Source organism: Nocardioides sp. WS12 (assembly GCF_014108865.1).
GTDB lineage: Bacteria > Actinomycetota > Actinomycetes > Propionibacteriales > Nocardioidaceae > Nocardioides.
The window spans coordinates 3,557,829-3,581,569 of the sequence record NZ_CP053928.1 but is presented as its reverse complement, the minus strand read 5'-3'; the positions used below and the strand labels follow the sequence as shown (position 1 = coordinate 3,581,569).

Genomic DNA, 23,741 nt, shown 5'->3' with positions numbered 1-23,741 from the left:
CTCAACCACCGGACGGCCTGCGCTCGCACCTCAACCACCGGCGGGAAATGCACACTGGCCCGAACCCCTCCGGGGTCCGGGCCAGCGGCTTGTTGGTGTCAGTTGCCGTAGGTGAGGTAACTGCGCTGGGTCGCGATGTGGCCGGCGACGTGCTTGGCGTCGTGCCAGACGCCCCAGATGAAGCTGGAGCCGCGGCGCGAGAGCCAGGGGAGACCGATGAAGTAGACGCCGGGCTCGGTCGAGACGCCGCGGTTGTGCTGCGGCTTGCCGGACTCGTCGAACGCGTCGACCTGGAGCCAGCTGTAGTCGGTCGCGAAGCCGGTGGCCCACACGATGGACGTGACGCCGGCTTCGGCGAGGTCGAGCTCGAGGCGCGGGTTGATCGCGTCCTCCGGGTCCGGGCCCAGGATGCGGGCCTGCGGCTCCTCGGGCAGGTCGAGGCCGTTGGCCTCGACGTACGCGTCGGCGGCGTCGAGCAGGGCCAGGTAGTTCAGGTCGCCGCGGGTGATGTTGTCGGCGAGGTCGTTGCGGAACCGCAGCACACCGTCGTCGTACGCGTCGGTCAGTCCGACGAGGTTCACGCCCAGGGCGGCGAGGGCGCGGAAGTCGACGGTGTGGCCGCCGCGCGCACCGCTCACGGCGATGGTGACGTGCTCGGCGCCGGCGGCGGGCGTCTCGAGGTCCCACAGGCCGAGGACGCCGAGCCACCAGCAGAAGTCGCGATCGCGGTAGCTGCGCGGGGGACGGTCGTGCGCGCCGACGGAGAGGAAGACCTCGCGGCCGGAGCGACGGAGCTCGTCGGCGATCTGGACGCCGGACGAGCCGGCGCCGACGACGAGGACGGCACCTTCAGGCAACTGCTGCGGGTTGCGGTAGCTGCTCGAGTGGATCTGCACGGGTACGGCGCCGTCGGGAACGATCGGCGGAAAGACTGGCCGCTGGAACGGGCCGGTTGCCGCGACGACGTAGCGCGCGTCGATGGTGCCGTCCGAGGTCTCCACGCGGAAACCGGGTCGACCTTCGTGGCGCGTCACCGAGGTGACCTCGACGCCGCACTTCACGGGGGCGGCGATCTTCTCGGCGTACGCCTGGAAGTAGTCGGCAACCTGGTCCTTGGTGGCGAACTCGTCGGCACCGACGTCCTGGAACTCGAGACCGGGGAACCGGTCGTGCCAGGCAGGGCCGTTCGCAACGAGGGAGTCCCAGCGTCCCGTGCGCCAGCGCTCGGCGATCCGGTCACGCTCGAGCACGAGGTGCGGGACGCCGTTCTCGCTCAGGTGCTCGCTCATCGCAACACCGGCCTGGCCGGCGCCGATGACGAGGACCTCGATCTGTTCGTTCGACATGCGAGAATCCTCCGCCGCCGGGATTCCCCTGTCCAACAGATGTTGTCGGCCTTCTAGTTCTGTTCTGTTGATGCAATCAGAGCTGGTGTTGCTGCAGGGCCACTGCATCGGTTTCATCGATGAAGGTAGTCAGAAACATCTGTTGGACACATGGCTCCCGGTGGAGTGGACTGTTCCCCGTGGAGATCAACAAGAGCATCGTCGCCGGCGGGCACACCCGCATCCGTCCGTTCAACACGGGCGTCACCTATCCCGAGCAGAACCTCGACAACGACCTCTGCCAGGCCGTCGTCGCCGGTAGCACCGTGTACGTCCGCGGCCAGATCGGCCAGGACCTCGACACGAGTGAGTCGGTCGGCATCGGTGACGTCGAGGCGCAGACCGAGCGCGCGATGGCGAACATCGACATGCTCCTCAACGAGGCCGGCGCCCGGATGGAACATCTGGTCAAGCTGACCATCTACATCATCGACCCGCGCTACCGCGAGACCGTCTACCGCACCATCGGTCGCTGGACCAAGGGCGTGCACCCCATCTCGACGGGCATCGTCGTCTCGGCGCTCGCTCGTCCCGAGTGGCTCGTCGAGGTCGACGCGATCGCCGTCATCCCCGAGGACGCACAGTGACCTTCTCGGTCCTCGCCACCGACGGCCGCGGCGCTGTCGGCATCGCCGTCACCTCCTCCAGCCCAGCCGTCGCTGCCCGGTGCATCCACCTGCGCCCCGGCGTCGGCGGAGCGTCCTCGCAGAACATCACCGACCCGCGCCTGGGGACCGAACTCCTGGACGCGCTGGAGTCGGGTCTGGACGCGCGCAGCGCACTCGCTGCGGTCGTGGACGACCGCGAGCTGGTCGAGTACCGCCAGCTCACCGTCCTCGAGGTCAACGGGAACGGCGCCGCCTTCTCAGGCTCCGAGTCGCTCGGCGTGCACCACCACGTCGTGGGCGCCGGTGTCGTGGCCGCGGGCAACATGCTCGCCGGCACCGAGGTCATCGACGCCGTGGCGAAGGGATTCGAAGCCGCCGACGGCGAGCTCGAGGAGCGGCTGCTGGCCGCACTCGTCGCTGGCCTCGAAGCCGGCGGCGAAGCCGGGCCGGTCCACTCGGCCGGCCTCTCCGTCGTGCGTGACGTGGCCTGGCGAGTGACCGACCTCCGGGTGGACTGGAGCGAGCAGCCGATCGAAGACCTCGCTGCCCTCCTCGACGTCTGGCTCCCGCAGCGCGACGACTACGTGACCCGCGGGCTCGACCCGACTGCCGCGCCGTCGTACGGCGTCCCCGGGGACGAGTGACGATGTCCCTCACCGCGCACGACCAGGTCGCCAGCACGATCGCTGCCGACGCCGACAGGTTGATCGACCTCTCCGAGCTGCTGCACGCGAACCCGGAAACCGCCTGGGAGGAGCACAACTCGTCCCGCTGGGTCGCCGATGCCCTCGACGAGGCCGGCTTCACCGTGACCCCGTCGTACCTCGGCCTGGAGACGGCGTTCCTGGCCACCTACGGGAGCGGCCCCTTCCGCCTCGGCCTGTGTGCCGAGTACGACGCCCTTCCCGGACTCGGGCACGCCTGCGGCCACAACCTGATCTCGGCCATCACGGTCGGCGCCGCGCGGGCACTCGCGCCCCTGGCGGATGCGGCGGGCCTGACCATCGAGGTCTACGGCACGCCGGCCGAAGAAGGTGGTGGCGGGAAGATCGAACTGCTGGAGCGTGGCGCCTTCGCCGGGCTGGACCTGGCGATGATGGCGCACCCGGCACCGGTCGACGTCGCCGAGGCCGAGCCGTTCGCGGTGTCGCACTCCCACATCACCTACCAGGGCAAAGGCGCCCATGCGGCCGCCTACCCCGAGCAGGGTGTCAACGCCGCCGATGCGTTCACGATCGCGCAGGTCGCCGTCGGCCTGCTCCGTCAGCAACTGCCGTCGACCGTGCGTGTCCACGGCGTGATGACCAACGGGGGAGAGGCGCCCAACGCCATCCCCGCCCGCACCGAGGGTCGCTGGTACGTCCGGGCCGAGTCCCTCGACCAGCTCGCCGCCACCGAGGAGAAGGTCTGGCGGTGCTTCGAGGCCGGAGCGATCGCCACCGGCGCGGTCCTCGACATCACCCCGGAGAGCAAGCCCTACGCGGAGTTCCGCGCCTTCCAGCCGGCAGTCGACGCCTATGTCCGCAACGCCGAACGCCTCGGTCGGGTCTTCGACCCGGGCACGCCGGCACGCCGCATGAACCGCGCCTCCACCGACATGGGCAACGTCTCCCAGGTCGTGCGGGCCATCCACCCCTACATCGGCATCGGGTCCCTCCCTGCCCTCAATCACCAACCCGAGTTCGCTGCCCACTGCGTCGGCGGTGACGCGGAGAAGGCGTTGCTCGACGCCGCGACCGCGCTCGCCTGGACCGCGATCGACATCTCCCAGGAGAACCAACGATGACCCGCACCGAGCACGACTCCCTTGGCCCGCACGAGGTACCGACCGACGTGTACTGGGGCGTCCACACCGCCCGTGCGCTGACGAACTTCCCGATCAGCGGCACACCGGTCGGTGTCCACCGCGAGCTCGTCGCGGCCCTCGGTGCCGTCAAGCTCGCCGCCGCGCGGGCGAACCACGAGCTCGGTCTCCTCGATGACCGCCGCTTCGAAGCGATCGCCGCGGCAGCGGACGACGTACGCACGGGGAAGCTGGACGACCAGTTCGTCGTCGACGTCATCCAGGGTGGCGCCGGGACCTCGACCAACATGAACGCCAACGAGGTCATCGCCAACCGGGCCCTGGAGATCCTCGGCCTGCCGCGAGGCCGGTACGACGAGATCCACCCGCTCGATCACGTGAACCGCTGCCAGTCGACCAACGACGTCTACCCGACGGCGGTGCGCCTCGCGCTGTTGACCGTCATCGACCGGTTGGCCGTGTCCACGGCCGACCTGGCCGCGGCCTTCGCGGCCAAGGCAGCGGAGTTCCGGACGGTGCCCAAGATGGGGCGGACCCAGCTCCAGGACGCCGTACCGATGACGGTCGGGCAGGAGCTGGGCGCGTACGCGGTCACCCTGCTCGAGGAGTTGTCGCGACTGCAGGACTCCAGCGAGCTGTTGTGCGAGATCAACCTCGGCGCCACGGCGATCGGCACCGGCATCACCGCGCACCCGGAGTACAGGAAGCGCGCCGTCGCGCACCTGGCCGAGATCACCGGGCAGCCGGTGATCAGCGCCGGCAACCTCGTCGAGGCCACCAGCGACACCGGCGCCTTCGTCCAGGTGTCCGGCGTGCTGAAGCGGGTCGTCGTCAAGGCATCCAAGATCTGCAACGACCTGCGACTGCTGTCCTCCGGACCGCAAGCCGGGTTCGGTGAACTCCAGCTCCCCGCTCGTCAGGCGGGTTCGAGCATCATGCCCGGCAAGGTCAATCCGGTCGTCCCGGAAATGGTCAACCAGGTCGCCTACTGGGTGATCGGCAACGACCTGACCGTCACCATGGCCGCCGAGAGCGGCCAATTGCAGCTCAACGCCTTCGAACCGGTCATCTGCCACAGCCTGCTCCAGGGGTTCACCTGGACTGCCGCCGCGTTCGACTCGCTGCGCGAGCTGTGTGTCGACGGCATCACCGTCGATGCGGCCAAGCTCGCCGCCGTCGTTGCCGGGAACGCCGGCCTGGTCACCGCCCTGACGCCCCTGCTGGGCTACGCGCGGTCGGCCGAGATCGCCAAGGCTGCGCTGAGCGGAGCCGGCGACGTACGGGAACTCGCCCTCGCTGGCGGCGGCGTGGAGGCCGACGTCCTCGACGCCCTGCTGCACCCGGAGACCCTCGCGAACCTGGAGCCGGGAGCGCTCCAGGCCTGACCTGCGGCAGGATGAGCTCCATGGCGGAGGTCGGCTTCACCCTGACACAGTTGCGGTACTTCGCCGCGGCCGCAGAACTGGGCAGCATGACGGCCGCGTCGCGGCAGCTCATGGTGTCCCAGTCGGCAATCTCCACCGCGGTTGCGCAGCTGGAGAAGGAGCTCGGCGTCCAGCTCTTGCTGCGCCACCACGCCCGCGGACTCACCCTGACCGCGGCTGGCGAGGAGTTCACTCGCGAGCTGCGCAGCTACCTCGTGCACACCAACGAGCTGGCCGAGGTCGCCCGTTCGGCCGGCCAGGCGCTCGTCGGCGATCTCGCCATCGGTTGCTTCACGACGCTGGGGCCCTTCGAGCTGCCCCGGCTCCTCGCCGCCTGCGCCGACGAGCACCCGGGCATCCACGTCTCGGTCGTCGAGGACGAGCACGCTGCGCTGAAGCAGGCACTCCGCTCGGGCGCCTGTGAGCTGGCCCTGATGTACGGGTACGACCTCGACGAGGACATCGACCACGTCCGGGTCGGCGTCGCGGCGCCGTACGTCCTGGTGGCCAAGGGGCATCGTCTCGCGCGCCGCAAGAAGGTTGCGCTCAAGGACCTGGCCGAGGAACCGATGGTCCTGCTGGACCTCCCGCACAGTGGTCAGTACCTCGAGCGGCTGGTCGAATCGGCCGGCTTCCACCCCCAGATCCGGCACCGTACGGCGGGCTTCGAGACGGTCCGCGCGATGGTGGCCAACGGGCAGGGCTGGTCGGTGCTCAACCAGCGCCCAGCCAGCAACATCACCTACGACGGAGCCGAGGTGGTCACCCTCGAGATCTCCGACCCGCTCGAACCGCTGGAGGTCGTCCTCACGTCGATGAAGGGCGTGCGGCTGACCGCTCGCGCCCAGGCGTTCGTGCGGTCGTCCTCCCGGGCGGCGCGCCAACGGGCAGGTCGCTGAAAGCAACCTGCCCGTCGGGTCGAACGAATCTCAGACAGAGACCGGTGCTGCCACCTCGCTCGCGGCGAGCTTCCGGCCGCGGGCCAGGGCGTAGTACACCGGGCCGGTGACGACCAGGCCGATGATCCAGCTGAGGTCGGCGCCGTTCAGCTCACCGGCCACCGGGCCGGCGTACAGCGGGGTGTTCATGAACGGGATCTGGACCAGGATGCCGATCGCGTAGGCGATCAGCGCCTTGCCGTTGAACCGGCCGTAGATCCCGCCGTCGGCGGCGAAGATCGAGGCGAGGTCGTACTTGCCGCGGTGGATCAGGTAGAAGTCGATCAGGTTGATCGCGGTCCACGGAACCAGCACGACGAGCAGGGCGAGCACGATGTCGACGAAGTGCGAGATGAAGTCGCCTGAGACACCGATGGCGAAGTACGTCGACGCGATGATCACGGCCACCGAGAGCACCACGCGGGAGCGGGCCGTCGGGATCCACTGGGCGACGAACGTCTGGACGCAGGTGATGACCGCGAGGACGGTGCCGTAGAGGTTGAGGGCGTTGTGGCTGATCACCGACAGCAGGAACAGCACCAGCAGCAGCGGGCCGAGCAGTCCGGTGGTGTCGCGGACCCCGGTCATCACGTCGGAGCCCGACGTCATCGCGAGAGCAACGATCGCACCGAAGACGAACGGCAGGATCGAGCCGAGGGTGCAGCCGAGGTAGGTCGCGTTGAAGGTGGCGCGCACGCCCACGTCAGCAGGCAGGTACCGCGAGTAGTCCGAGACGTACGGCGCGAAGGCGATCTGCCACAGCGCAGCCAGCGACACCGTCGCCAGGAAACCGGCCGTGGTGTAGCTGCCCTGGCTCCAGAAGGTGGCCGGGACGCCCGAGGCGAAGATCGCGACCGTGCCGAGCACGATGCCGATGCCGAGGACCCACGTGGCGATCTTGTTGAGCGCGTGGATGAAGCGGTAACCGATCACGCAGATCAGGCCCGATCCGAGGGCGCCGATGACGATGCCTGTCGAGACGGGCACGGGCTCGGCAATGCCGTGCAGTGACTGCCCGGCGAGCACGATGTTCGAGGCGAAGAACGCCAGGTACATCACGGCGGCGATCACCACCACGATGAGGGCGCCGTACGAGCCGAACTGGCCGCGGCTCTGGATCATCTGCGGGATGCCCATCTGCGGGCCCTGTGCGGAGTGCAGCGCCATGAAGACACCGCCCACCAGGTGGCCGACCACGATGGCGACGATGCACCACAGCAGGTCGAGTCCGAAGACGGTGACACCGGCGGCGCCGGTGACGACGGGCAGGGGAGCGATGTTCGTCCCGAACCACAGCGTGAAGAGGTCACGCACCTTCCCGTGGCGGTCCTCGGGCGGTACGTAACCGATGGTGTGTTTTTCGACGACGGTCTGATCATTCATGGTTCTTCTCCAAGTGTGAGGCGCACCACCATGGTCGTGAACACCTCAGTCACCTGGCAAACGAATCCTTTGGGCGCAAGTCATCGATTCAGCAGATGACTGGCAGGTTGCCCACGTCCTCACGGCACCCGCACGAGCACGTCGGCCTTGAGGTCGGCGATCGACCGGTACCCGTTGAGGCCCATCGTCAGGTCGGCTTCGGCTAGCAGGCACCTGAGCACGTGCTCGGCGCCCGCGGCGCCGCCGACCGTGATGCCCCAACCGTAGGGACGACCGACGGCAACCGCGGTGGCCCCGAGGGCGAGTGCCTTGACCACGTCGACTCCGGTGCGCACACCCGAGTCGAAGATGACCGGCATCCCCTCAGCCGCTGTGACGACGGCTGGCAGGAAGTCGAGCGCAGGCGCGCTGGCGGCCTGGCGACCGCCGTGGTTCGAGCAGTAGATGCCGTCGACACCGCCATCCCGCGCACGCCGTACGTCGTCGGGGTGGCAGATGCCCTTCAGCAACACCGGCAGGTCGGTGAGTCCGCGCAGCCAGGCCAGGTCGTCCCACGACAGGGCCGGGTTGCCGAAGGTCAGCGCCCACGCGAAGGTTGCGGCCGCCGGGTCCTCCTCGGGCGACTTCTCCAGGCGACTGCGGAAGACGGGGTCGGAGAAGTAGTTGGCCAGGCAGAGCCCCTGCAGTTGCGGCATCGCCGCGTGCTGCAGGTCCCGCGGCCGCCAACCCAGGGTCCACGTGTCGAGGGTGACCACGATCCCCGCGTAGCCGGCCGCCTCTGCCCGTCGTACAAAACTCTCGGTGAGCTCGCGGTCGTTGGGCGTGTAGAGCTGGTAGAAACCGGGCGTCTCACCGAGCTCGGCGGCGACGTCCTCCATCGGATCCTGCGTGAGGGTCGAGGCGATCATCGGTACGCCGGTCGCGGCCGCAGCCTTCGCCACCTCGAGGTCGCCGTGCTGGCTCTCGTGCATGATCCCGACGACGCCGATCGGCGCCATCAGCAGGGGAGTCGGGTAGGTCCGTCCGAACAGCTCGACCGACAGGTCCCGCTCGGCAGCGCCGGACAGCATCCGCGGGATGATGCCCCACCGTTCGAACGCCGTGATGTTGCCCCGCTGCGTGCCCTCGTCACCGGCACCGCCGGCGACGTAGTCGTAGAGGACCGGATCGAGCAGCTCCTTCGCCTGCGCCTCGAGCTCGGCGAACGTCACCGGGTACGGCGGCTTCTGGCCACTCAGCCCGGCGAGGTAGATGCCCATGTTGAAGTCGGAGAAGTTCGGCATGGCGCGAGCATGCCAGAGCGCCCCCTCCAGGAATCGAACCTGGATCCTCGCCTTCGTAGAGCGATGTCGTGTCCGTTGGACCAAGGAGGCTGGGTGCCCCTGTGACGCCGGGGCTCGCGGTCAGGCGACGGCGGCCTTCTTCGGCCGACCGCGGCGCCGTACGGTCTCGATCTGCTTGCCGCCCTCGAGAAGGACGCCACCCCAGACACCCCACTCGCCCCGGCTGGTGCCGAGGGCGAGGCAGAGCGTCCGGACCCCGCACGGGTCGCAGATCTCGAGTGCGGCAGCGAGGGCTTCGTCGTCGCAGGGATCGAAGATCTCCGGGTCCTCGTGTCCCTCGCACCGCCACGCGATACCCGGCGACCGAGGGGTCGGGTGGGAGAAGGCGATGGTGACGCCCTTGGTGTTGAGGTCGCCCCGCTCGTCCGCGGAGTACGACGCCGGGGTGGTGGCCGTGTGCGGCCACCCGTTCTTCGTTTCCACGCCGGTTCACCTCCTTGGGATTGTGCGGGGCATGGTCATGGGGATGGGGTCGGTACACCGTCTCGGACTCGAACCGAGGACCTTCGACTTAAGAGGACGCTGCTCTCCCAACTGAGCTAACGGTGCGTAGCGGGGCCACGAGTCGAACGTGGGCCGACGGGCTTATGAGACCCATGGCGTCTCCCGACACCCGCTTGGTCCCGCCGGAGCGGGAGTTGCTGCTCGACCAGGGCTCGAACCTGGGACCTCCCGGGTAACAACCGGGCGCTCTGCCAACTGAGCCATCGAGCATCGTGCCTGTCGTGCCCGCCCCGGGATTCGAACCCGGACGCCCTGGGGACACGGCGTCCTGAACGCCGCGCGTCTACCGTTCCGCCAGGCGGGCGTCGTGCTCACCGGGGGAGTCGAACCCCCACGTCCCGAAGGACACGCGGCCCTCAACCGCGACCGTCTACCAGTTCCGGCAGGTGAGCAGGGCAGGCCGTACGGCGCCGGCGCTGCCTTGATGCTGTCCACTATTGAGTTGGCCCGTGTGAGTTGGTCCGTGGCCCGCACATGCAGAAGGGCCGCTCCGATGAGGCATGTCCCAGGTCGGTGGTGACCTGTGGACGTTCGCCTCGCTGGAGCGGCCCGGTGTTCCCGGTGCGTGATGGCACCTAGAGGGGCGGCTCCAGCTGGCCCAGCAGCTGATTGCGCTTGGGCATGCGCGACTGTGCGCAGCCTTCAAGTCGCGAGCGGAGGAGGGCAGCGTCGAGCGCACGGGTCGCACAGCGACTCGTGGCAACGGGGAGATGGTGGATGCCCACAGCCCTGCCCTTCCTGCTCGTACTCGGTCGACCGGCCGGGTGACTCGGTCGTGCCCAAGGTTAGGGGTGGTACTCCGCCACGGCCTAACGATTTACGGCGTCGGTCTCGTTTGGGCGCGAGTTGGGGTTTGTGACGCGCGAGTTGGGGTTTCCGACCTTCGAGTGGTGCCTTGTCGACGTACGTCGGCGGGGACAAACCCCAACTCGGCGGGGACAAACCCCAAGTCGCGCGTCACAAACCCCAAGTCGCGATGGTCAGAAGGCGTTGATGCCGGTGAGTGCCCGACCGATCAGCAGCTTCTGGATCTGCGACGTGCCTTCGTAGAGCGTGGTGACCCGCGCGTCGCGCAGGGCCTTGCCGACGGGGAACTCGTCGACGTACCCGTAGCCGCCGAAGACCTGGACCGCCTGGTTGGCGGCCCGTACCGAGGCCTCGGACGCGAACAGCTTGGCCATCGACGCGGCCGTCCCGAACGGCTCGCCGCGCTCGGCCAGGTCGGCCGCCCGCCACACCATCAGGCGCGCGGCCTCGGTGTCGACGGCCATGTCGGAGAGCATCTCCTGGACCAGTTGGTACGACGCGATGGGCTTGCCGAACTGGGTGCGCTCGCCGGCGTATGCGACGCTCGCCTCGAGGCAGCCACGGGCGAGACCGACACAACCGGCGGCGACCGAGATGCGGCCCTTGTCGAGGGCGGTCATCGCGATCTTGAAGCCGGAGCCTTCCTCGCCCAGGCGATGCGAGTCCGGCACGCGCACGTCGGTGAGGATCAGTTCGGCGGTGGCCTGGCCACGCAGGCCGAGCTTGCCCTTGATCTCCCGGCGCTCGAACCCGGGGGAGTCGGTGGGTACGAGGAACGCCGTGATGCCCTTCCCGCCCGGCCCGCCGGTGCGCGCGAAGACCAGCGCGACCGTGGCCCAGGTGCCGTTGGTGATGAACAGCTTGTTGCCGGTGATCAGCCAGTCGTCGCCGTCGCGCACGGCGCGGGAGACGAGCGATCCAGCGTCTGATCCGGTGCCGGGTTCGGTGAGGCCGAAGCAGGCGAGGCCCGCACCGCTGCACAGATCGGGCAGCCACTGCCGCTTCTGCTCCTCGGTGCCCCACGCCTGGATGCTCTTGCTGACCAGGCCCAGCGAGACGCTGACGATCCCGCGGATGGAGGTGTCGCCGCGGCCGAGCTCCTCCATCATCAGGACGTAGGACAGGAAGTCGCCGCCGGAGCCGCCGTACTCCTCGTTGATGCCCATCCCGAGGAACCCGACCTCGGCCAGTTTCCCGACGATCGCCCGGTCGACCAGTTCCTCGCGGTCCCAGGCGGCCGCGTTCGGCACCACCTCGCGGTCCACCCAGTCGCGGGCGAGGTCACGCAGCGATTGCTGGTCGTCGGTCAACGTCAGGTCCATGCCGCCATCGTGCCCGATGGTGGCGGCGGTTGGGTGTCTCCCTTGCGGGGGAGCGCTGTCTGGGCCAGCCTCAGCCCATGGGACTTCGTGACAAGTTCAGCGCCGGACTTGCTCGTCAGCTCGGACATCCGTCAGGGCCTGCCGGCAAACTCGTCGCTCGCATGCTCAACAAGGGCAACCGCAACGACGTTCATGGGGCCGTCGATGCCGCGGATCCGCAGCCGGGTCAGTCGGTGGCGGACTTCGGATTCGGCGGTGGTGTCGGCATCCGTCGCCTCCTGGAGCGGGTGGGTTCCACGGGCCACGTCCACGGCGTGGAGATCGCGGACACGATGCTCGACGTGGCGCGGCGGCGCTTCGCTGGCGAGGTCGAGGACGGCCGACTCCAACTGCACCGCGGCGACCTGACGGCACTGCCGCTCGACGCCGCCTCGCTCGACGCCGCGATCACCACGAACACCATCTACTTCATCGAGGACCTCCCCGGCGCCTTCGCCGAGGTCGCGCGCGTGATCCGTCCCGGCGGTCGCTTCGTGGTCGGCATCGGCGACCCGGAGGAGATGCGCAAGTACCCGTTCACCGCGCACGGGTTCCGCCTCCGACCTGTCGACGAGGTCGCGGCGCTCCTGCGGGCAGCCGGTTTCGCAGAGCCAAGGCGTCGTCGCACGGGTGACTCGGCCGGGGCCTTCCATCTCCTCGTCGCCGAGCGCGAAGGTCGGGATCAGTAGGCTCGTCGCATGAGCGCTGACTGGCGGACCGAGACGGTCACCACCCTGCGAGCCCTGATCGTGAAGGCCGAACCCGACGTGGCCGAAGAGGCCAAGTGGAAGAAGGCGTCCAACCCGGACGGCGTCCCGACCTTCTCGGCCGACGGCCTGATCTGCACCGTCGAGACCTACAAGGACAAGGTGAAGGTCACCTTCGCCAAGGGCGCGTCCCTCGAGGACCCGTCCGGCATGTTCAACGCGAGCCTGGACGCCGGCACGCGGCGTGCGCTCGACATCTTCGAGGCCGACACGTTCGATCAGGACGCGTTCGTGGAGCTGATCGCCGCGGCCGTCGTACTCAACCGCGGCTGATCAGCTGACGCCGAGCTGGCGTCAGGCCATCTCGGGGACGTGCAGGTGTGCGTAGGCGAGGTCGAACTCGTGAACCTCGACCACCATGCCGTTGGAGTCGCTCGCTGCCCGGGTGCGGAGGTCGTCGGCTGCTGTGCGGCTGGCATCCATCGCTGCGCTGGACTCCCACGCCGTGGTCACGCAGCCAAGCCCGGCCAACCGGTCGATCAGCATGCTGGCGCTGCAGAACCCGTCGATCTCCTCGAGCCGGGGCATGATCGCGACCCGGAACGTCTCGGCCATGGCGTCGAGGTCGCCCTCGATCCAGCTCACCCGGCAGCACTCGCCGTGGTGGTTGCGGTGCATGACCGTGATCTCCCACGAGTCGACCTGCAGGGACGCACCGAGAATGTCCTTGCCGCGGTCGCGGATCGAGCGCAAGGCGTCGTCGCTGGCGGCCATCGCTTCCTCGGAGTCCCACGAACTGGTGGCGATGCAGTACCCGGTGTCGCGGTCGACGAGGAGCGAGAGGCCGCGACAGCCCTCGATCGCGTCGAGCAGGGGAGATACTTCGTCCTGGACGAACCTGATGCCCGCATCGATGTTGTCGGGCCTGCCGTGGAAGGTGCTGGAGCGTGCGAACACAGCCCACTCCTCTCGGAGACGGGACGGCGCCCGGCCGGCACCGCCGGTTGTTCCCTGCTTACTCCTCCGGACGCTCCTGCGCCATAGCTGCCGGGGTTTCGAGGCTCGTCGCTGGCGCTCCTCGCACCTCAACCACCGGACCGCGCCCTCCTGCGGTGTTGCTGCGGACTCACCCCGCGCACCCGCTTGAACGCCGCACTCAGCGCGAACCCGCTGCCGTACCCGACCTGGCGTGCCACCCGGTCGATCGCGTCGTCGGTGGCGACCAGGAGGTCGGCGGCGAGAGAGAGGCGCCAGTGGGTCAGGTAGGTCATCGGAGGTTCGCCGACGAGCTCGCCGAACCGTCGGGCCAGCGCCGCGCGCGAGACGCCGACCTCGCGTGCCAGGGACGCGATCGTCCAGGCGTGTTCGGGGTGGTGGTGCATCAGGCGCAGGGCTTCGCCGACGGTCGGGTCGGCGTGGGCGAGGCCGCGGGTGACCTGTTCCTCGCTCGCCAGCCAGGAGCGCACCACCGTGACCAGCACCAGGTCCAGCAACCGGTCGAGGACGACTTCCTGGCCGAGGTCCTCACGCAGCATCTCGGCGGAGAGCAGGTCGACCAGGGGTGAGTCGTCCTCCTCCCGACGTCGTACGACGACCGGTGGCAGCGCTGCGAGAAGGGGACGCCCGGCCTCGGTCTCGGCCTCCCACGTGCCGACGAGCATCACCGTCGAACCGTCGTGGCTGTTGCCCCACGTGCGCACGCCCAGCGCCATCCGCTGCGCCAGCAGTTCGCCGTCCGGGTCGACGCAGATGTTGCCCTTGAGGATGGTCACCTTCGGGGCCGTCGCCGGGTGGTCGGCCACGGTGTAGACCGGGCCGCCGCGGATCACGGCCACGTCACCCGCCTGCAACTCCAGAGGCTCACCGAGTTCGCCCGTGATCCACGCGGAGCCGCGGGCGACGGCCATCAGCGTCAGCGCCGGGTCGTCCTCGATCCGGACCGCCCACGGCGGCTCCATGACCATCCGCAGCAGGAACGCCTGGCGCGCCCGGGGACCGGAGAGGAGGTGTTCGAGTCCGTCCATGACTCCACCATGCAAGACGATCACGTATGGAATCAAGACATTCACCTATGGAAAGTCTCATCGAGCCGCGATGGACTGAGGTCGTGACAACGAACCTGATCATCGGCGGCACCGGCAAGACCGGTCGCCGCGTCGCGTCCCTCCTCCAGGGCCGGGGCCTCCCGGTCACCTCCCTCTCCCGTCCCGAGTTCGACTGGGCTGACCCGACCACCTGGTCGTCGGTCGAGCGGCCGGCCGCGTCGGCGTACCTCACCTTCGCCCCCGACCTGACCTTCCCCGGCGCCCCCGAAGCGGTGGCCGAGGTCGCCGAGCGGATGGCCCGCTCCGGCGTACGACGGATCGTGCTCCTGTCGGGCCGAGGTGAGGCCGAGGCGCAGCGGGCCGAGCAGCTCGTCGCCGACGTGGCAACGAAGCACGGCGCCACCTGGGGCGTCGTCCGGTGCGCCTTCTTCATGCAGAACTTCGACGAGAGCCTGTTTGCCGAACCGCTGGCGGCCGGGCACCTGGCCTTCTCCGCCGGCGCCGTCCGTGAGCCGTTCGTCGATCTCGACGATGTCGCCGAAGTCGCCGTCGCGATGATGACGGACGAGGCGGCCAGCAACCGGGTCTACGAGCTCACCGGCCCGCGGCTGATGACGTTCGCCGAAGCAACCGCCGAGATCGCGACTGCTACCGGGCGCGAGATCGGCTACGAGCAGATCACCAACGAACAGCTCGTCGCAGACCTGATCCACGTGGGTCTGCCCGCCGAGGAGGCCGGGGGACTGGGGGAACTGTTCGCCCACATCCTCGACGGACACAACGAGCACCTGGCCGACGGCGTCCGTGAGGCGCTCGGCCGACCGGCCCGCGCGTTCGCCGAGTACGCCCGACGGGCCGCACGCTCGGGCGCGTGGCCGCAGGCGGCCGCGTCATGAACGAAGTCATCGGGGACGCGGCGCTGGTCACCGGCACGATCGGTGCCGGACTGGTCGCCGGACTGTTCTTCGCGTTCTCCACGGCGATCATGCCGGGCCTGGCGCAAACCGATGACCGCACGTTCGTCGATGCGATGCAGCAGGTCAACGTCGCGATCCTCAATCCGCTGTTCCTGCTGGTGTTCGTCGTGCCGATCCCGGCCCTCGGCATCGCCACTTTCACAGGTCCGTCGCGGCCCTGGGTGGTCGCTGCGCTGGTCCTCTACGTCGTGATGTTCGCGATCACCATGGCCGGCAACGTGCCGCTGAACGACGCGCTCCTCGCCGTCGGCCAACCGGACGGCGAGGCAGCACTCCGCTCCGCACGCGAGGCCTTCGAAGCGCCGTGGAACCGGCTGCACCTGGTCCGAACGGTGAGCGTGGTGGCGGCGTTCGGGTGCTGTGTGGGCGCTGCGATGACGGGGTGAAAGGCGGACGCGCGCGACCGGCCCGTGAGCTGGCTGCGATCCGGCACGGCGCCCATCCCGCGATCGACGGTCGTGACGACGACATTCTCGTGTCCGGACCGGCAAGGTCCTCAAGAAGGTGCTCGCTGAGCACCCCGCGACCTGATCCTTGAACGCCTCACCGTTCTATCAAAGAATAAGTATCTATCCTTTGATAGAGTGGGGAGGGGTGAAAGGAAACGACTGATGGCCACCTGGGAAGACGCGCACTGGGAGTCCAGCGTCGATTCCGGCGTCCCGCACCGCGATCAGCGGTCCGGCCGTTACCAGCGCTACGTTCCCGACCCGATCGACGGCGTCGCTCTGGCCGTCGGAGGTGAGGTCTCCCGGCAGGTCGCGAAGGTCGAACGCAGTATCCGGGCGCTCAATGGCCCTGGGGCCGAAGGCCTCGCCGGTATCGCTCGCTTCCTCTTGCGGTCCGAGGCCATCGCCAGCTCCCGGATCGAAGGCATCGCGCCGTCCGCTCAACAGGTGGCTCTCGCAGAGCTCGGCCAGTCCGAGACCATCCGTGGCGTCAGCAACCAGGCCCAGCTGGTCGCCAACAACATGACCATTGTCCGCGCAGCGACCACGGAGCTCGTCGAGACCGACGTCCTCACGGTCGACCACATCGTCGAGCTCCATCGATCGCTGCTGCCCGACGAACCCAGGCACCACGGGCTGCGTACCGTGCAGAACTGGATCGGCACATCGAGCTGGACACCGATAGGTGCCAGCTACGTCCCGCCCGACCCGGCGCAGGTCCCCGCCCACATGGCTGACCTCGTCGACTACATGAACGGGTCGGCGTACGCGCCCCTGATCCAGGCTGCGGTGGTCCACGCCCAGTTCGAGACCATCCATCCCTTCACGGACGGCAACGGCCGGGTGGGCCGCGCTCTCGTGCACACCGTGCTCGCTCGTCGAGGGCTGACCGAGCACGCCGTTCTCCCGATCAGCCTCGTGCTCGCCACGCTGCGGGACCAGTACGTCGCCGGCCTCACCGACTTTCGGCACAGCTCTCCCGCCGGAAGCGCAGCTGCGAGCGCATCGACCAACGCATGGCTCATCACGTTCGTCGACGCTGCAGCGCTCGCAGTCGAGCAGTCCGAGGCACTCATGGCCAGGATCAACGAGCTGCGAGGAGTGTGGCAGGACCGGCTCACCGCGCACCGGACGGCATCGGGCATGCGGTCGACCCCCCGCGCTGACTCGGCGGTGGCTCGTCTGCTGCGGCGACTGCCCGAAGCGCCGGTCCTGACTGCGACGACCCTGGCCAGGATTCTCGATGTCTCGTTCCCGGCTGCAAGTGCCGCACTCGACGAGCTGCACCGGGCAGGAATCCTGACGACGAAGTCGATCGAGCGCGGCGCCCGGGCCTATGTCGCGCGTGAGGTCCTGGACCTGATCACGCTGTCCGCGCGGCCCCGGACGTGATCGCCGGAGCCGCGCCGGGTGGTCCCTGCTTCGTTACTGGGTGTGCGCGTCGCTGTGGGCCGACACCACGATCACGTCGGTGGTGAGCAGCCCGACCGCGGAGAACAGCCGGACATGGACGGCATTGACCGTGCCAGACGTGTCCTTCCCGCCGGCAGGCGTGTTCGTGACCTGCTCGTTGAGCACGATGTGCGCGATCCCGCCGCCGTACAACAGGTCGATGGTGAAGTTGGGCGTCACCTGGCCGTTGATCGTGAGCGTGCCGATCCTGAGGTTCACGAAGTTGGCGCTCAGCGTGGTGCTCGCAGTGGTGCCGTTCGCCGTGCTCGTTGCGGCCACCTGGATCAGGTCGGCCTTGATGAGGCCGGCCAGGACGTCGACGGCGGCGGCGCTGCTCGTGCTGGTCGCGGTGGGCGGCGTACCGATCGAGCCGGTGCTCGAGTTGGTCAGCGCCGACGCGGTCAGCACGCCCCCGAGAAGGGGAGGCACCGTTGCGGTGTTGGCCGTCGACGTACCGCCCAACGGGGCGATCTCCGCCTTGTTGACGTAGAGGTCGTCGAGCAGCACGTTGTCGACGAACGCGGTGAACGCCTTGCCCGACACGGTGTTGGGCCGCGTGCCGCATGGTGCACCGCTCGGGTACGTCGCGTCGGACTCCGTGTGACCGACGATCACGTGCGTGTTGAGCGGGACGATCAGTAGCCCGGTCAGGGTCACGTCGATCATGTTCACCGTCGCCGTCGTCACGTAGCGGCCCTGGCCGTCGACGACTGCCGTGATCTTCGGGGCCCGCAGCTTCACCGACCCGATCCCCAGCGGCAGGTTGATCACCGTGTTCGGTGCGACATTGTTCGGGATCGCCTGGCCGGCGATCACCAGGTCGGTGAAGGTCGACCCGTCGGTGTTCGAGGACGCGCCCAACGGACCGGCCACCGAGGTCGAGACGCTGCGCACGGCCTTCGCCGTGATCAGGCCGTTGAGCAGGTTGAGGTTGGCCACCGTCGAGGTGGACGTCGAGCTCGCCGAGCCGATGTCGACCTTCGAGTGCGAGGCCGCCGAGAGGACCCCGGCGTTGACCACGCCGGCCACGGTGAGCGTCGCCAGCGGGCCAGCCGCCGCGTCGTTCGGGCCACCGGGGTCGTTGGAGCTCGCCTTGACGAACTTGTCGATCAACGTGAGCCCGAGGGCCCGGACGTCGATGCCGTAGGCGCTGCCGTGCGTGGAGGCGCCCGTCCCGTTGACCTGCGTGTACGCCGTCGCCGTGGTGGCGCTCGCGTTGTCAGCGCTCAGTGTGGCGGTGTTGAGCACCTGGGTGCCGCTCTCGACGCTCACCTCGACCGTCAGGGTGCGGGTGCCTTCCTCGTCCGGCGACAGGGTGCCGAGGTCCCACACCGCGGTGTTCTCCTCGACGTCGATGTCCGCATCCGGCGCGGCCGAGATCCGCTGGCCGGCCGGCGGGGTGTCGGTGAGCGTGGCGCCGGTGGCGGGCGCCGTACCCTCGTTGGCGAAGCCGAGCGTGTAGGTCTGGAATCCGCCCGGCACCACGGTGGCCTGGCAACCGATCTTCGTCAGTGTCAGCCGCGGCTGGTAGTCGACGTCCGTCGAGCACGCCTTGGAGTCGTTGCTGGTGTTGATGCTGTTGCTGCTCGTGGTGCTGATGGCCGCCGTGTCGGTGAAGGTCTTCACTCCCGCGGAGGTTGCGGTCGCGTCGAGCGTCACCTCGTAGGTGATGACGCCGGAGCCACCGGCGGCGACGGTGCCGAGGTTGAAGGTGAGCACCTGTCCGTTGACGGACGGCGTCACCGCGGAGCCGTTGACCTTCGCGGAGCCGGTCTTGAAGGCCAACCCTGCCCCCAGCGTGTCCACGACCACGACGCCGGCGGCCGACTGGTTGCCCACGTTCGAGTAGGTCACCGTGTGCGTGACCGTCGCCCCGGGTGAGGCGTTCGAAGGACAGGCCTTGTCGACGGCGACGTCGGAGTACGCCGCCCCGGCCGTGCACTCGGCGCTGTTGTCCGTTGCGTCGGCATCCGGCTGGTCGGCCGAGATCGTCGCGACGTTCTTGTACTGGCCGGGAGCGGCGACGGTGACCTGATAGGTGATGGTCACCGGCGCGGAGCCGGCCGCGACGCTGCCGATCACCCAGGTGATCACGCGTCCGTTCACCGATGTCGGGGCCACCGAGGCGCTCCCCGAGACGTAGCTCATCCCGACGGGAAGGGTGTCGACGATGGTGACGCCTGTCGCCGTGGCCGTGCCGCCGTTGCGGTAGGTCACCGACTCCTGCGTGGGCGTGTTGGCGGGCAGGGTGCCGGGGCACTGCTTGCTGATGCCCAGGTCGACCGCGAAGGTCACTTCGACGATCTCGGTGTCGGTGTCGTCCTCGGGATCCGGGTCGCCGGTGGTGCGCACCGTCGCCGTGTTCTTGTACTCCTGCGTGCCGGCAGGTCCGGTCGCCGGGACCCGTTCCTGGTAGGTGATCGTGTCGCCGTCGCCCGCAGCGACGTCGCCGATGGTCCACACCAGCGGGTTGCCCGAGGGCTGGGGTTCGCCGGCGACCGCGACGTAGGTCAGGCCCGGGTCGAGGACATCGGTGATCGTCACATTCTTCGCGACGGCGTCGCCCTCGTTGCGGTAGGTCAGGGTGCAGGTCGCCAGACCGCCGGGCGCGACGACGTCGTCACAGTCCTTGACGATCGACATGTCCGGAGCGCCGGCCGTGAAGATCGGCACCGTGTCGGTGGAGGGCACCCGGGTCTTGTCCGACGACGTGATGGCCAGGTTGGTGCACGAGCCGATGCTCACGACCACCGCATCGAACGCGACATTCAGCGTCGTGCCGTTCTTGACGTTCGTGAAGGTCCAGACGACCTCGCCGCCGGGTGGGATCACGCCGCCGACCGCGGTCGGCGCGGAGGCAGGAGCCGGGGTGGCGTTGCCGGCGTACCGCAGGCAGGTGGGGAGCTGGTCGGTGATGGTGACGTTCTGGGTGCCCTTGGCCGGGCCGACCACCTTGGAGGCGATCGTGACGCGCACGCGCTGGCCCAGCGTCAACGGGCTGTCCGCGGTGATCGCTTCCTTGCCGTCGATCTTCTTGTCGGTCTCGGTCGCGAGGATCGCGTTGACCGGGATCGGCACGTCCTTGCTGCCGAAGCTGATCGAACCGGCGCTCGTCGTGGCCGCGCCCACCGCCATGTGGAGGGCCGAGCCGTTGTACAGGTGGGAGCCGATCGCGAGCTCCGCGCCCCACCTCAGCACGAGGCCGCTGGCCGGGATGACGACGTTGCGGAAGGTGTAGGAGATCTGCTCGACCCCGGCGCTCACCGGGTTCGGGAGGTCACGCGTCACCGTCAGGGTCGTCTGGTCCGGGGCGTTGCAGCCGGTTGCGCCGGCCGGCGTGGTCGTCGGGGCGCCCGTGCAGACCTGGAAGCTGTTGAGGTCCTCGATGCCCTTCACGCCACTGCGCTTGTGGTCGGCGAGGATCTGCAGGGTGTTCAGCGTCCCTGGCCCCGTCAGCACCAGGCGGAAGGGGATGCTGTCGCCCTCGGCGTAGCCACCCGTGTTGCCGGGCGTCCACGACTTCGAGAGGGCGTCGTACCCCTGGATCTTGACGCCGATGCCACCACCGGAGCCACCTCCGCCGCCGGGCCCGGGCCTTGCCGCCTGGGTCGGCAGTGGCGACCCGAGGGACAGGGCCACCAGGGCGGTGACTGTCAGTAGTGCTTGGAACGCGCGGCGTGAATTCATGGTGGTCTCCCCGTCAGGAATGGACGAGGCTCACCCCGGGAGAGGTTCCCTCCCCATTACCCGTGGGCCGACCCAGCCGACGCTACGCCCGGGTTGCGATTGTGTGGAGCCCTCAGATCCGCTGGTCCACGCGGTGCGACCGGTGCAGAGCGCTCGTCGTGGTCGTGACGGGGTCAGCGGACGACGGCCACCGGGCACTGGGCGTGGTGCAGGAGGTGCTGGCTGACCGAGCCGAGGAGCAGCTCGGCGAACGCGTCGCGACCGCGCGTGCCCACCACGACCAGGTCGGCCGCAGCGCTGGCATCGACGAGTACCTGACCGGCCCGAACGGGGATGGCCTCGGGCTGGATCTCGACGCCGGGGTACTCGATGGCGAGTCCGGCACAGATGTCGGCGACGAAGGTGTCGGCCTCCGCAATGCGCCGCGCGATGGAGCCCGTGCCGGACGGGTCCAGAGTCAACATCCGGGTGCTCAGCGAGGTGTAGCCGTGGATCGCGGTGATCGACTCGCCCGTGCTCAGGGCCCTTTCGCAGGCGAACTGCAATGCCCTTCTGGACTCCGCCGATCCGTCGACCCCGACGACGATCCGACGCGCGTGGGGTGACCGCTGCGGGCGTACGGCGACCACCGGGCAGGCGGCATGCCGTGCGACGTGCTGGCTGACCGAACCGGTCAGGGTGCCGGTCGTCAACCCGTGGCCGGTGCTGCCAACGACGAGCATCGACGCGCCCGTGGACGCCCGGATGAGCTCGGGTACGGGAGCCCCGTGGCAGATTTCCACGCTGCTCTCGGCGACGTCGAGATCCTCGAGACGCTGGAGAGCAGCGTCGCGTCGCTGTGCTGCAGCCTGGTCGTCCTGGGCGCGGTATCGACCGATGAGAGGGTCCAGCTGGCTGGCGACGATCACGACGTCGACGGGCTGCTTCTGTGCGCGGGCTGTCTCGGCGGCCCAGGCGAGTGCCGCCTCGGCATCAGCGGAGCCGTCGTATCCGACGACGATGCGGGGGGAGTGGGTGGTCATGGTGCCCACGTTCCTCGTTGCGTCCGGGCGTCGGTAGGGAACTGGGGCCCGTGCGAGGGGGCCATAGGACCCGCGGGGCCAGGAGTTGGCCGTCGACGCCTACGGTTCACCCATGACCCTGCGACCGCCACTGCCGGCATGGGTGCGCGGCTACCGCCGTCGTTGGCTGCGCGCCGACCTGCTGGCCGGCGTGACCGTGACGGCGTACCTGGTGCCCCAGGTCATGGCGTACGCCGAACTGGCCGGCCTTCCGGCCGTGGCCGGGATCTGGGCCTGCCTGGGCGGGATGGCGCTCTACGCCCTGGTCGGCACCTCGCGGCTGCTCTCCGTCGGGCCCGAGTCCACGACCGCGCTCATGGTGGGCGCGGTGATCGGATCCGTTCCGGCCGCGCGAGCCGACCCGTCGAGCTTTGCAGCGACCCTGGCACTCGTGGTCGCCGGGATCTGCGTGATCGGCTACTTCTTTCGCGTGGCGGTCGTGGCCGATCTCCTGTCACGCCCGGTCCTGGTCGGCTACATGGCCGGCATCGCGGTGCTGATGGTGGTGTCGCAGTTGGGCACCCTGACCGCGTTGACGGTGACCGGCGACGGGATCGTGCCGGAGATTCGCAGCCTCCTCGAGCAACTGGATGCGGTGCACGGCCCGACGTTGGCCCTGGGGGTCGCGACGGCGGCCACCATGATCGTCGGGTCCCACTTCTTTCCCCGCGCCCCGGTCTCGCTGATCGGCCTGATCGCTGCGACGGCGGTGGTCGCTGCCGCCGGGCTCGACGAGCACGGTGTGCTTCTCGTCGGCGCGATTCCCGCGGGCCTCCCGGTTCCGGGCATCCCGCACGTGGACGGGGCAGCGATCCTGGCGATGGTGCCGGCCGCGCTGGGTGTCGCGTTCGTCGGCTACACCGACAATGTGCTCACCTCCCGCGCCTTCCCGGGCGAGACCCGTGAACCGGTCGACGCCAAGCGGGAGCTGCTCGCGCTCGGGGGCGCCAACCTCGGTGCCGGCCTGATGCAGGGATTCCCGGTCAGCAGCAGCGGGAGCCGCACCGCGATCATCAACGCCGTCGGTGGACGCACGCAGATGACAGGAGTCACCGCGGTTGCGGCAACCCTGGTGGTCCTGCTGGCGCTGCGGCCGTTGCTGGAGATGGTTCCAGCGGCGGCACTCGGCGCGGTCGTGGTGTACGCCGCGACGAAGATCGTGTCGGTCGGGGAGTTCCGGCGGTTCGCCCGATTCCGCACCAGCGAACTGGTCATCGCACTGGTGACGCTCGTGGCGGTGCTGGCCGTCGGCGTGCTCTGGGGCGTGCTCGTCGCCATCGGCCTGTCGGTGCTCGACCTGCTCCGCCGGGTCGCCCGCCCCCACGATGCCGTCGAGGGGTTCGTCCCCGGTCTCGCCGGAATGCACGACGTCGATGACTACCCGCAGGCCGAGGTCGTCCCCGGCCTGATGATCTACCGCTACGACTCGCCGCTGTTCTTCGCGAATGCCGAGAACTTCCGGGTCCGGGCCCTCGATGCGGTGGCGAACGCGGCGACACCGGTGCGCTGGTTCGTCATCAACGCCGAAGCGATCGTCGAGGTCGACGTCACCGCCGTCGACGTACTCGAGAGCCTCATCGACGACTTGGCCCGCAGGGGAGTGGTGGTCGGCATTGCGCGGATGAAGCAGGACCTTGCCGCCCAGCTCGAGGTGGCGGGCCTGCTTGACCGGGTGGGTCGCGCCATGTTGTTCCCGACCCTGCCCACCGCGGTGGCAGCATTCCGCGAAGCCAACCCGGCTGACTGACGGTCTGCCCCTCGGCTGAGGAGACGGTTCCGGGCGGCACGTCTTCCGCAACCACACCT

Annotated in this window: 20 protein-coding genes and 5 tRNA genes; 11 read left to right on the top strand and 14 right to left on the bottom strand. The window is 69.1% G+C overall.

Translation table 11 applies throughout. The features are described 5' to 3' along the window. Nucleotides 1-98 precede the first annotated feature (98 nt). Complete coding sequence (locus HRC28_RS17445) at nucleotides 99-1,346, bottom strand: NAD(P)/FAD-dependent oxidoreductase (RefSeq protein WP_182376715.1); 1,248 nt, start codon at nucleotides 1,344-1,346, stop codon at nucleotides 99-101. 179 nt (nucleotides 1,347-1,525) lie between these two features. On the opposite strand from HRC28_RS17445, the gene HRC28_RS17440 reads away from it, so the two are divergent. From HRC28_RS17440 to HRC28_RS17420, 5 genes are read left to right on the top strand one after another with little or no spacing between them, the layout of a single operon-like run. Further along, on the top strand, nucleotides 1,526-1,972 hold the full coding sequence (locus HRC28_RS17440) for a RidA family protein (protein ID WP_237111543.1): 447 nt from the start codon (nucleotides 1,526-1,528) through the stop codon (nucleotides 1,970-1,972). Further along, nucleotides 1,969-2,637, top strand: coding sequence for a DUF1028 domain-containing protein (locus HRC28_RS17435; protein WP_182376713.1), 669 nt, complete (start codon nucleotides 1,969-1,971; stop codon nucleotides 2,635-2,637). Before HRC28_RS17440 ends, HRC28_RS17435 begins: the two co-directional genes overlap by 4 nt. A gap of 2 nt (nucleotides 2,638-2,639) precedes the next feature. Next, nucleotides 2,640-3,779: a M20 family metallopeptidase gene (locus tag HRC28_RS17430; protein WP_182376712.1), complete on the top strand. Its 1,140-nt coding sequence runs from the start codon at nucleotides 2,640-2,642 to the stop codon at nucleotides 3,777-3,779. Further along, nucleotides 3,776-5,182, top strand: coding sequence for an aspartate ammonia-lyase (locus HRC28_RS17425; RefSeq protein WP_182376711.1), 1,407 nt, complete (start codon nucleotides 3,776-3,778; stop codon nucleotides 5,180-5,182). The genes HRC28_RS17430 and HRC28_RS17425 overlap by 4 nt, the downstream gene beginning before the upstream one ends. A 20-nt stretch (nucleotides 5,183-5,202) precedes the next feature. Beyond that, entirely contained in the window at nucleotides 5,203-6,120 is a 918-nt protein-coding gene (locus HRC28_RS17420) for a LysR family transcriptional regulator (RefSeq protein WP_182376710.1), read from the top strand. A gap of 30 nt (nucleotides 6,121-6,150) precedes the next feature. On the opposite strand, the gene HRC28_RS17415 is transcribed toward HRC28_RS17420, so the two are convergent. From HRC28_RS17415 to HRC28_RS17375, 9 genes are all read right to left on the bottom strand, one after another. Continuing rightward, nucleotides 6,151-7,542: a cytosine permease gene (locus HRC28_RS17415; RefSeq protein ID WP_182376709.1), complete on the bottom strand. Its 1,392-nt coding sequence runs from the start codon at nucleotides 7,540-7,542 to the stop codon at nucleotides 6,151-6,153. Between the two features lie 119 nt (nucleotides 7,543-7,661). Further along, complete coding sequence (locus HRC28_RS17410; RefSeq protein ID WP_182376708.1) at nucleotides 7,662-8,825, bottom strand: alpha-hydroxy-acid oxidizing protein; 1,164 nt, start codon at nucleotides 8,823-8,825, stop codon at nucleotides 7,662-7,664. An 18-nt stretch (nucleotides 8,826-8,843) separates the two neighbouring features. Continuing rightward, nucleotides 8,844-8,915: transfer RNA gene (locus tag HRC28_RS17405), tRNA-Arg, on the bottom strand. Nucleotides 8,916-8,945: 30 nt separating this feature from the next. Next, on the bottom strand, nucleotides 8,946-9,308 hold the full coding sequence (locus tag HRC28_RS17400; RefSeq protein WP_182376707.1) for a WhiB family transcriptional regulator: 363 nt from the start codon (nucleotides 9,306-9,308) through the stop codon (nucleotides 8,946-8,948). A gap of 53 nt (nucleotides 9,309-9,361) precedes the next feature. Continuing rightward, nucleotides 9,362-9,434 (bottom strand) — tRNA-Lys (locus tag HRC28_RS17395). 92 nt (nucleotides 9,435-9,526) lie between these two features. Then, a tRNA-Asn gene (locus tag HRC28_RS17390) sits at nucleotides 9,527-9,599 on the bottom strand. Between the two features lie 12 nt (nucleotides 9,600-9,611). After that, a tRNA-Leu gene (locus HRC28_RS17385) sits at nucleotides 9,612-9,693 on the bottom strand. A 4-nt stretch (nucleotides 9,694-9,697) separates the two neighbouring features. Beyond that, nucleotides 9,698-9,781 (bottom strand) — tRNA-Leu (locus HRC28_RS17380). Nucleotides 9,782-10,369: 588 nt separating this feature from the next. Continuing rightward, nucleotides 10,370-11,518 (bottom strand): acyl-CoA dehydrogenase family protein, encoded by a 1,149-nt coding sequence (locus HRC28_RS17375; RefSeq protein WP_182376706.1) that lies wholly within the window; start codon nucleotides 11,516-11,518, stop codon nucleotides 10,370-10,372. Between the two features lie 77 nt (nucleotides 11,519-11,595). On the opposite strand from HRC28_RS17375, the gene HRC28_RS17370 reads away from it, so the two are divergent. Together HRC28_RS17370 and HRC28_RS17365 are read left to right on the top strand one after the other, a co-directional pair. Then, entirely contained in the window at nucleotides 11,596-12,246 is a 651-nt protein-coding gene (locus HRC28_RS17370; RefSeq protein WP_182376705.1) for a methyltransferase domain-containing protein, read from the top strand. A 9-nt stretch (nucleotides 12,247-12,255) separates the two neighbouring features. After that, nucleotides 12,256-12,597, top strand: coding sequence for a DUF1801 domain-containing protein (locus tag HRC28_RS17365; RefSeq protein WP_182376704.1), 342 nt, complete (start codon nucleotides 12,256-12,258; stop codon nucleotides 12,595-12,597). Between the two features lie 21 nt (nucleotides 12,598-12,618). Here HRC28_RS17365 and HRC28_RS17360 read toward each other — a convergent pair whose 3' ends face one another. Both HRC28_RS17360 and HRC28_RS17355 read right to left on the bottom strand, forming a co-directional pair. Beyond that, the gene (locus tag HRC28_RS17360) at nucleotides 12,619-13,221 is read right to left on the bottom strand and encodes an antibiotic biosynthesis monooxygenase (protein ID WP_182376703.1); all 603 of its coding nucleotides are present in this window, start codon (nucleotides 13,219-13,221) and stop codon (nucleotides 12,619-12,621) included. A 128-nt stretch (nucleotides 13,222-13,349) separates the two neighbouring features. Next, a complete protein-coding gene (locus HRC28_RS17355; RefSeq protein WP_182376702.1) occupies nucleotides 13,350-14,288 on the bottom strand; it encodes an AraC family transcriptional regulator in 939 nt (312 codons plus the stop codon). An 83-nt stretch (nucleotides 14,289-14,371) separates the two neighbouring features. Between HRC28_RS17355 and HRC28_RS17350 the strand changes: the two genes are divergently transcribed. From HRC28_RS17350 to HRC28_RS17340, 3 genes are all read left to right on the top strand, one after another. Further along, complete coding sequence (locus tag HRC28_RS17350; RefSeq protein WP_202033099.1) at nucleotides 14,372-15,205, top strand: NmrA family transcriptional regulator; 834 nt, start codon at nucleotides 14,372-14,374, stop codon at nucleotides 15,203-15,205. Then, entirely contained in the window at nucleotides 15,202-15,672 is a 471-nt protein-coding gene (locus HRC28_RS17345) for an anthrone oxygenase family protein (protein ID WP_182376700.1), read from the top strand. Before HRC28_RS17350 ends, HRC28_RS17345 begins: the two co-directional genes overlap by 4 nt. A 225-nt stretch (nucleotides 15,673-15,897) precedes the next feature. Further along, nucleotides 15,898-17,127: a Fic family protein gene (locus HRC28_RS17340; RefSeq protein ID WP_182376699.1), complete on the top strand. Its 1,230-nt coding sequence runs from the start codon at nucleotides 15,898-15,900 to the stop codon at nucleotides 17,125-17,127. Nucleotides 17,128-17,160: 33 nt separating this feature from the next. Here the strand turns inward: HRC28_RS17340 and HRC28_RS17335 are convergent, their stop codons facing one another. Together HRC28_RS17335 and HRC28_RS17330 are read right to left on the bottom strand one after the other, a co-directional pair. Next, nucleotides 17,161-20,874 (bottom strand): choice-of-anchor P family protein, encoded by a 3,714-nt coding sequence (locus HRC28_RS17335; protein WP_182376698.1) that lies wholly within the window; start codon nucleotides 20,872-20,874, stop codon nucleotides 17,161-17,163. Nucleotides 20,875-21,047: 173 nt separating this feature from the next. After that, on the bottom strand, nucleotides 21,048-21,896 hold the full coding sequence (locus HRC28_RS17330; RefSeq protein WP_182376697.1) for a universal stress protein: 849 nt from the start codon (nucleotides 21,894-21,896) through the stop codon (nucleotides 21,048-21,050). A gap of 112 nt (nucleotides 21,897-22,008) precedes the next feature. Between HRC28_RS17330 and HRC28_RS17325 the strand changes: the two genes are divergently transcribed. Further along, the gene (locus HRC28_RS17325; protein ID WP_182376696.1) at nucleotides 22,009-23,682 is read left to right on the top strand and encodes a SulP family inorganic anion transporter; all 1,674 of its coding nucleotides are present in this window, start codon (nucleotides 22,009-22,011) and stop codon (nucleotides 23,680-23,682) included. The last annotated feature ends 59 nt before the right edge of the window (nucleotides 23,683-23,741 follow it).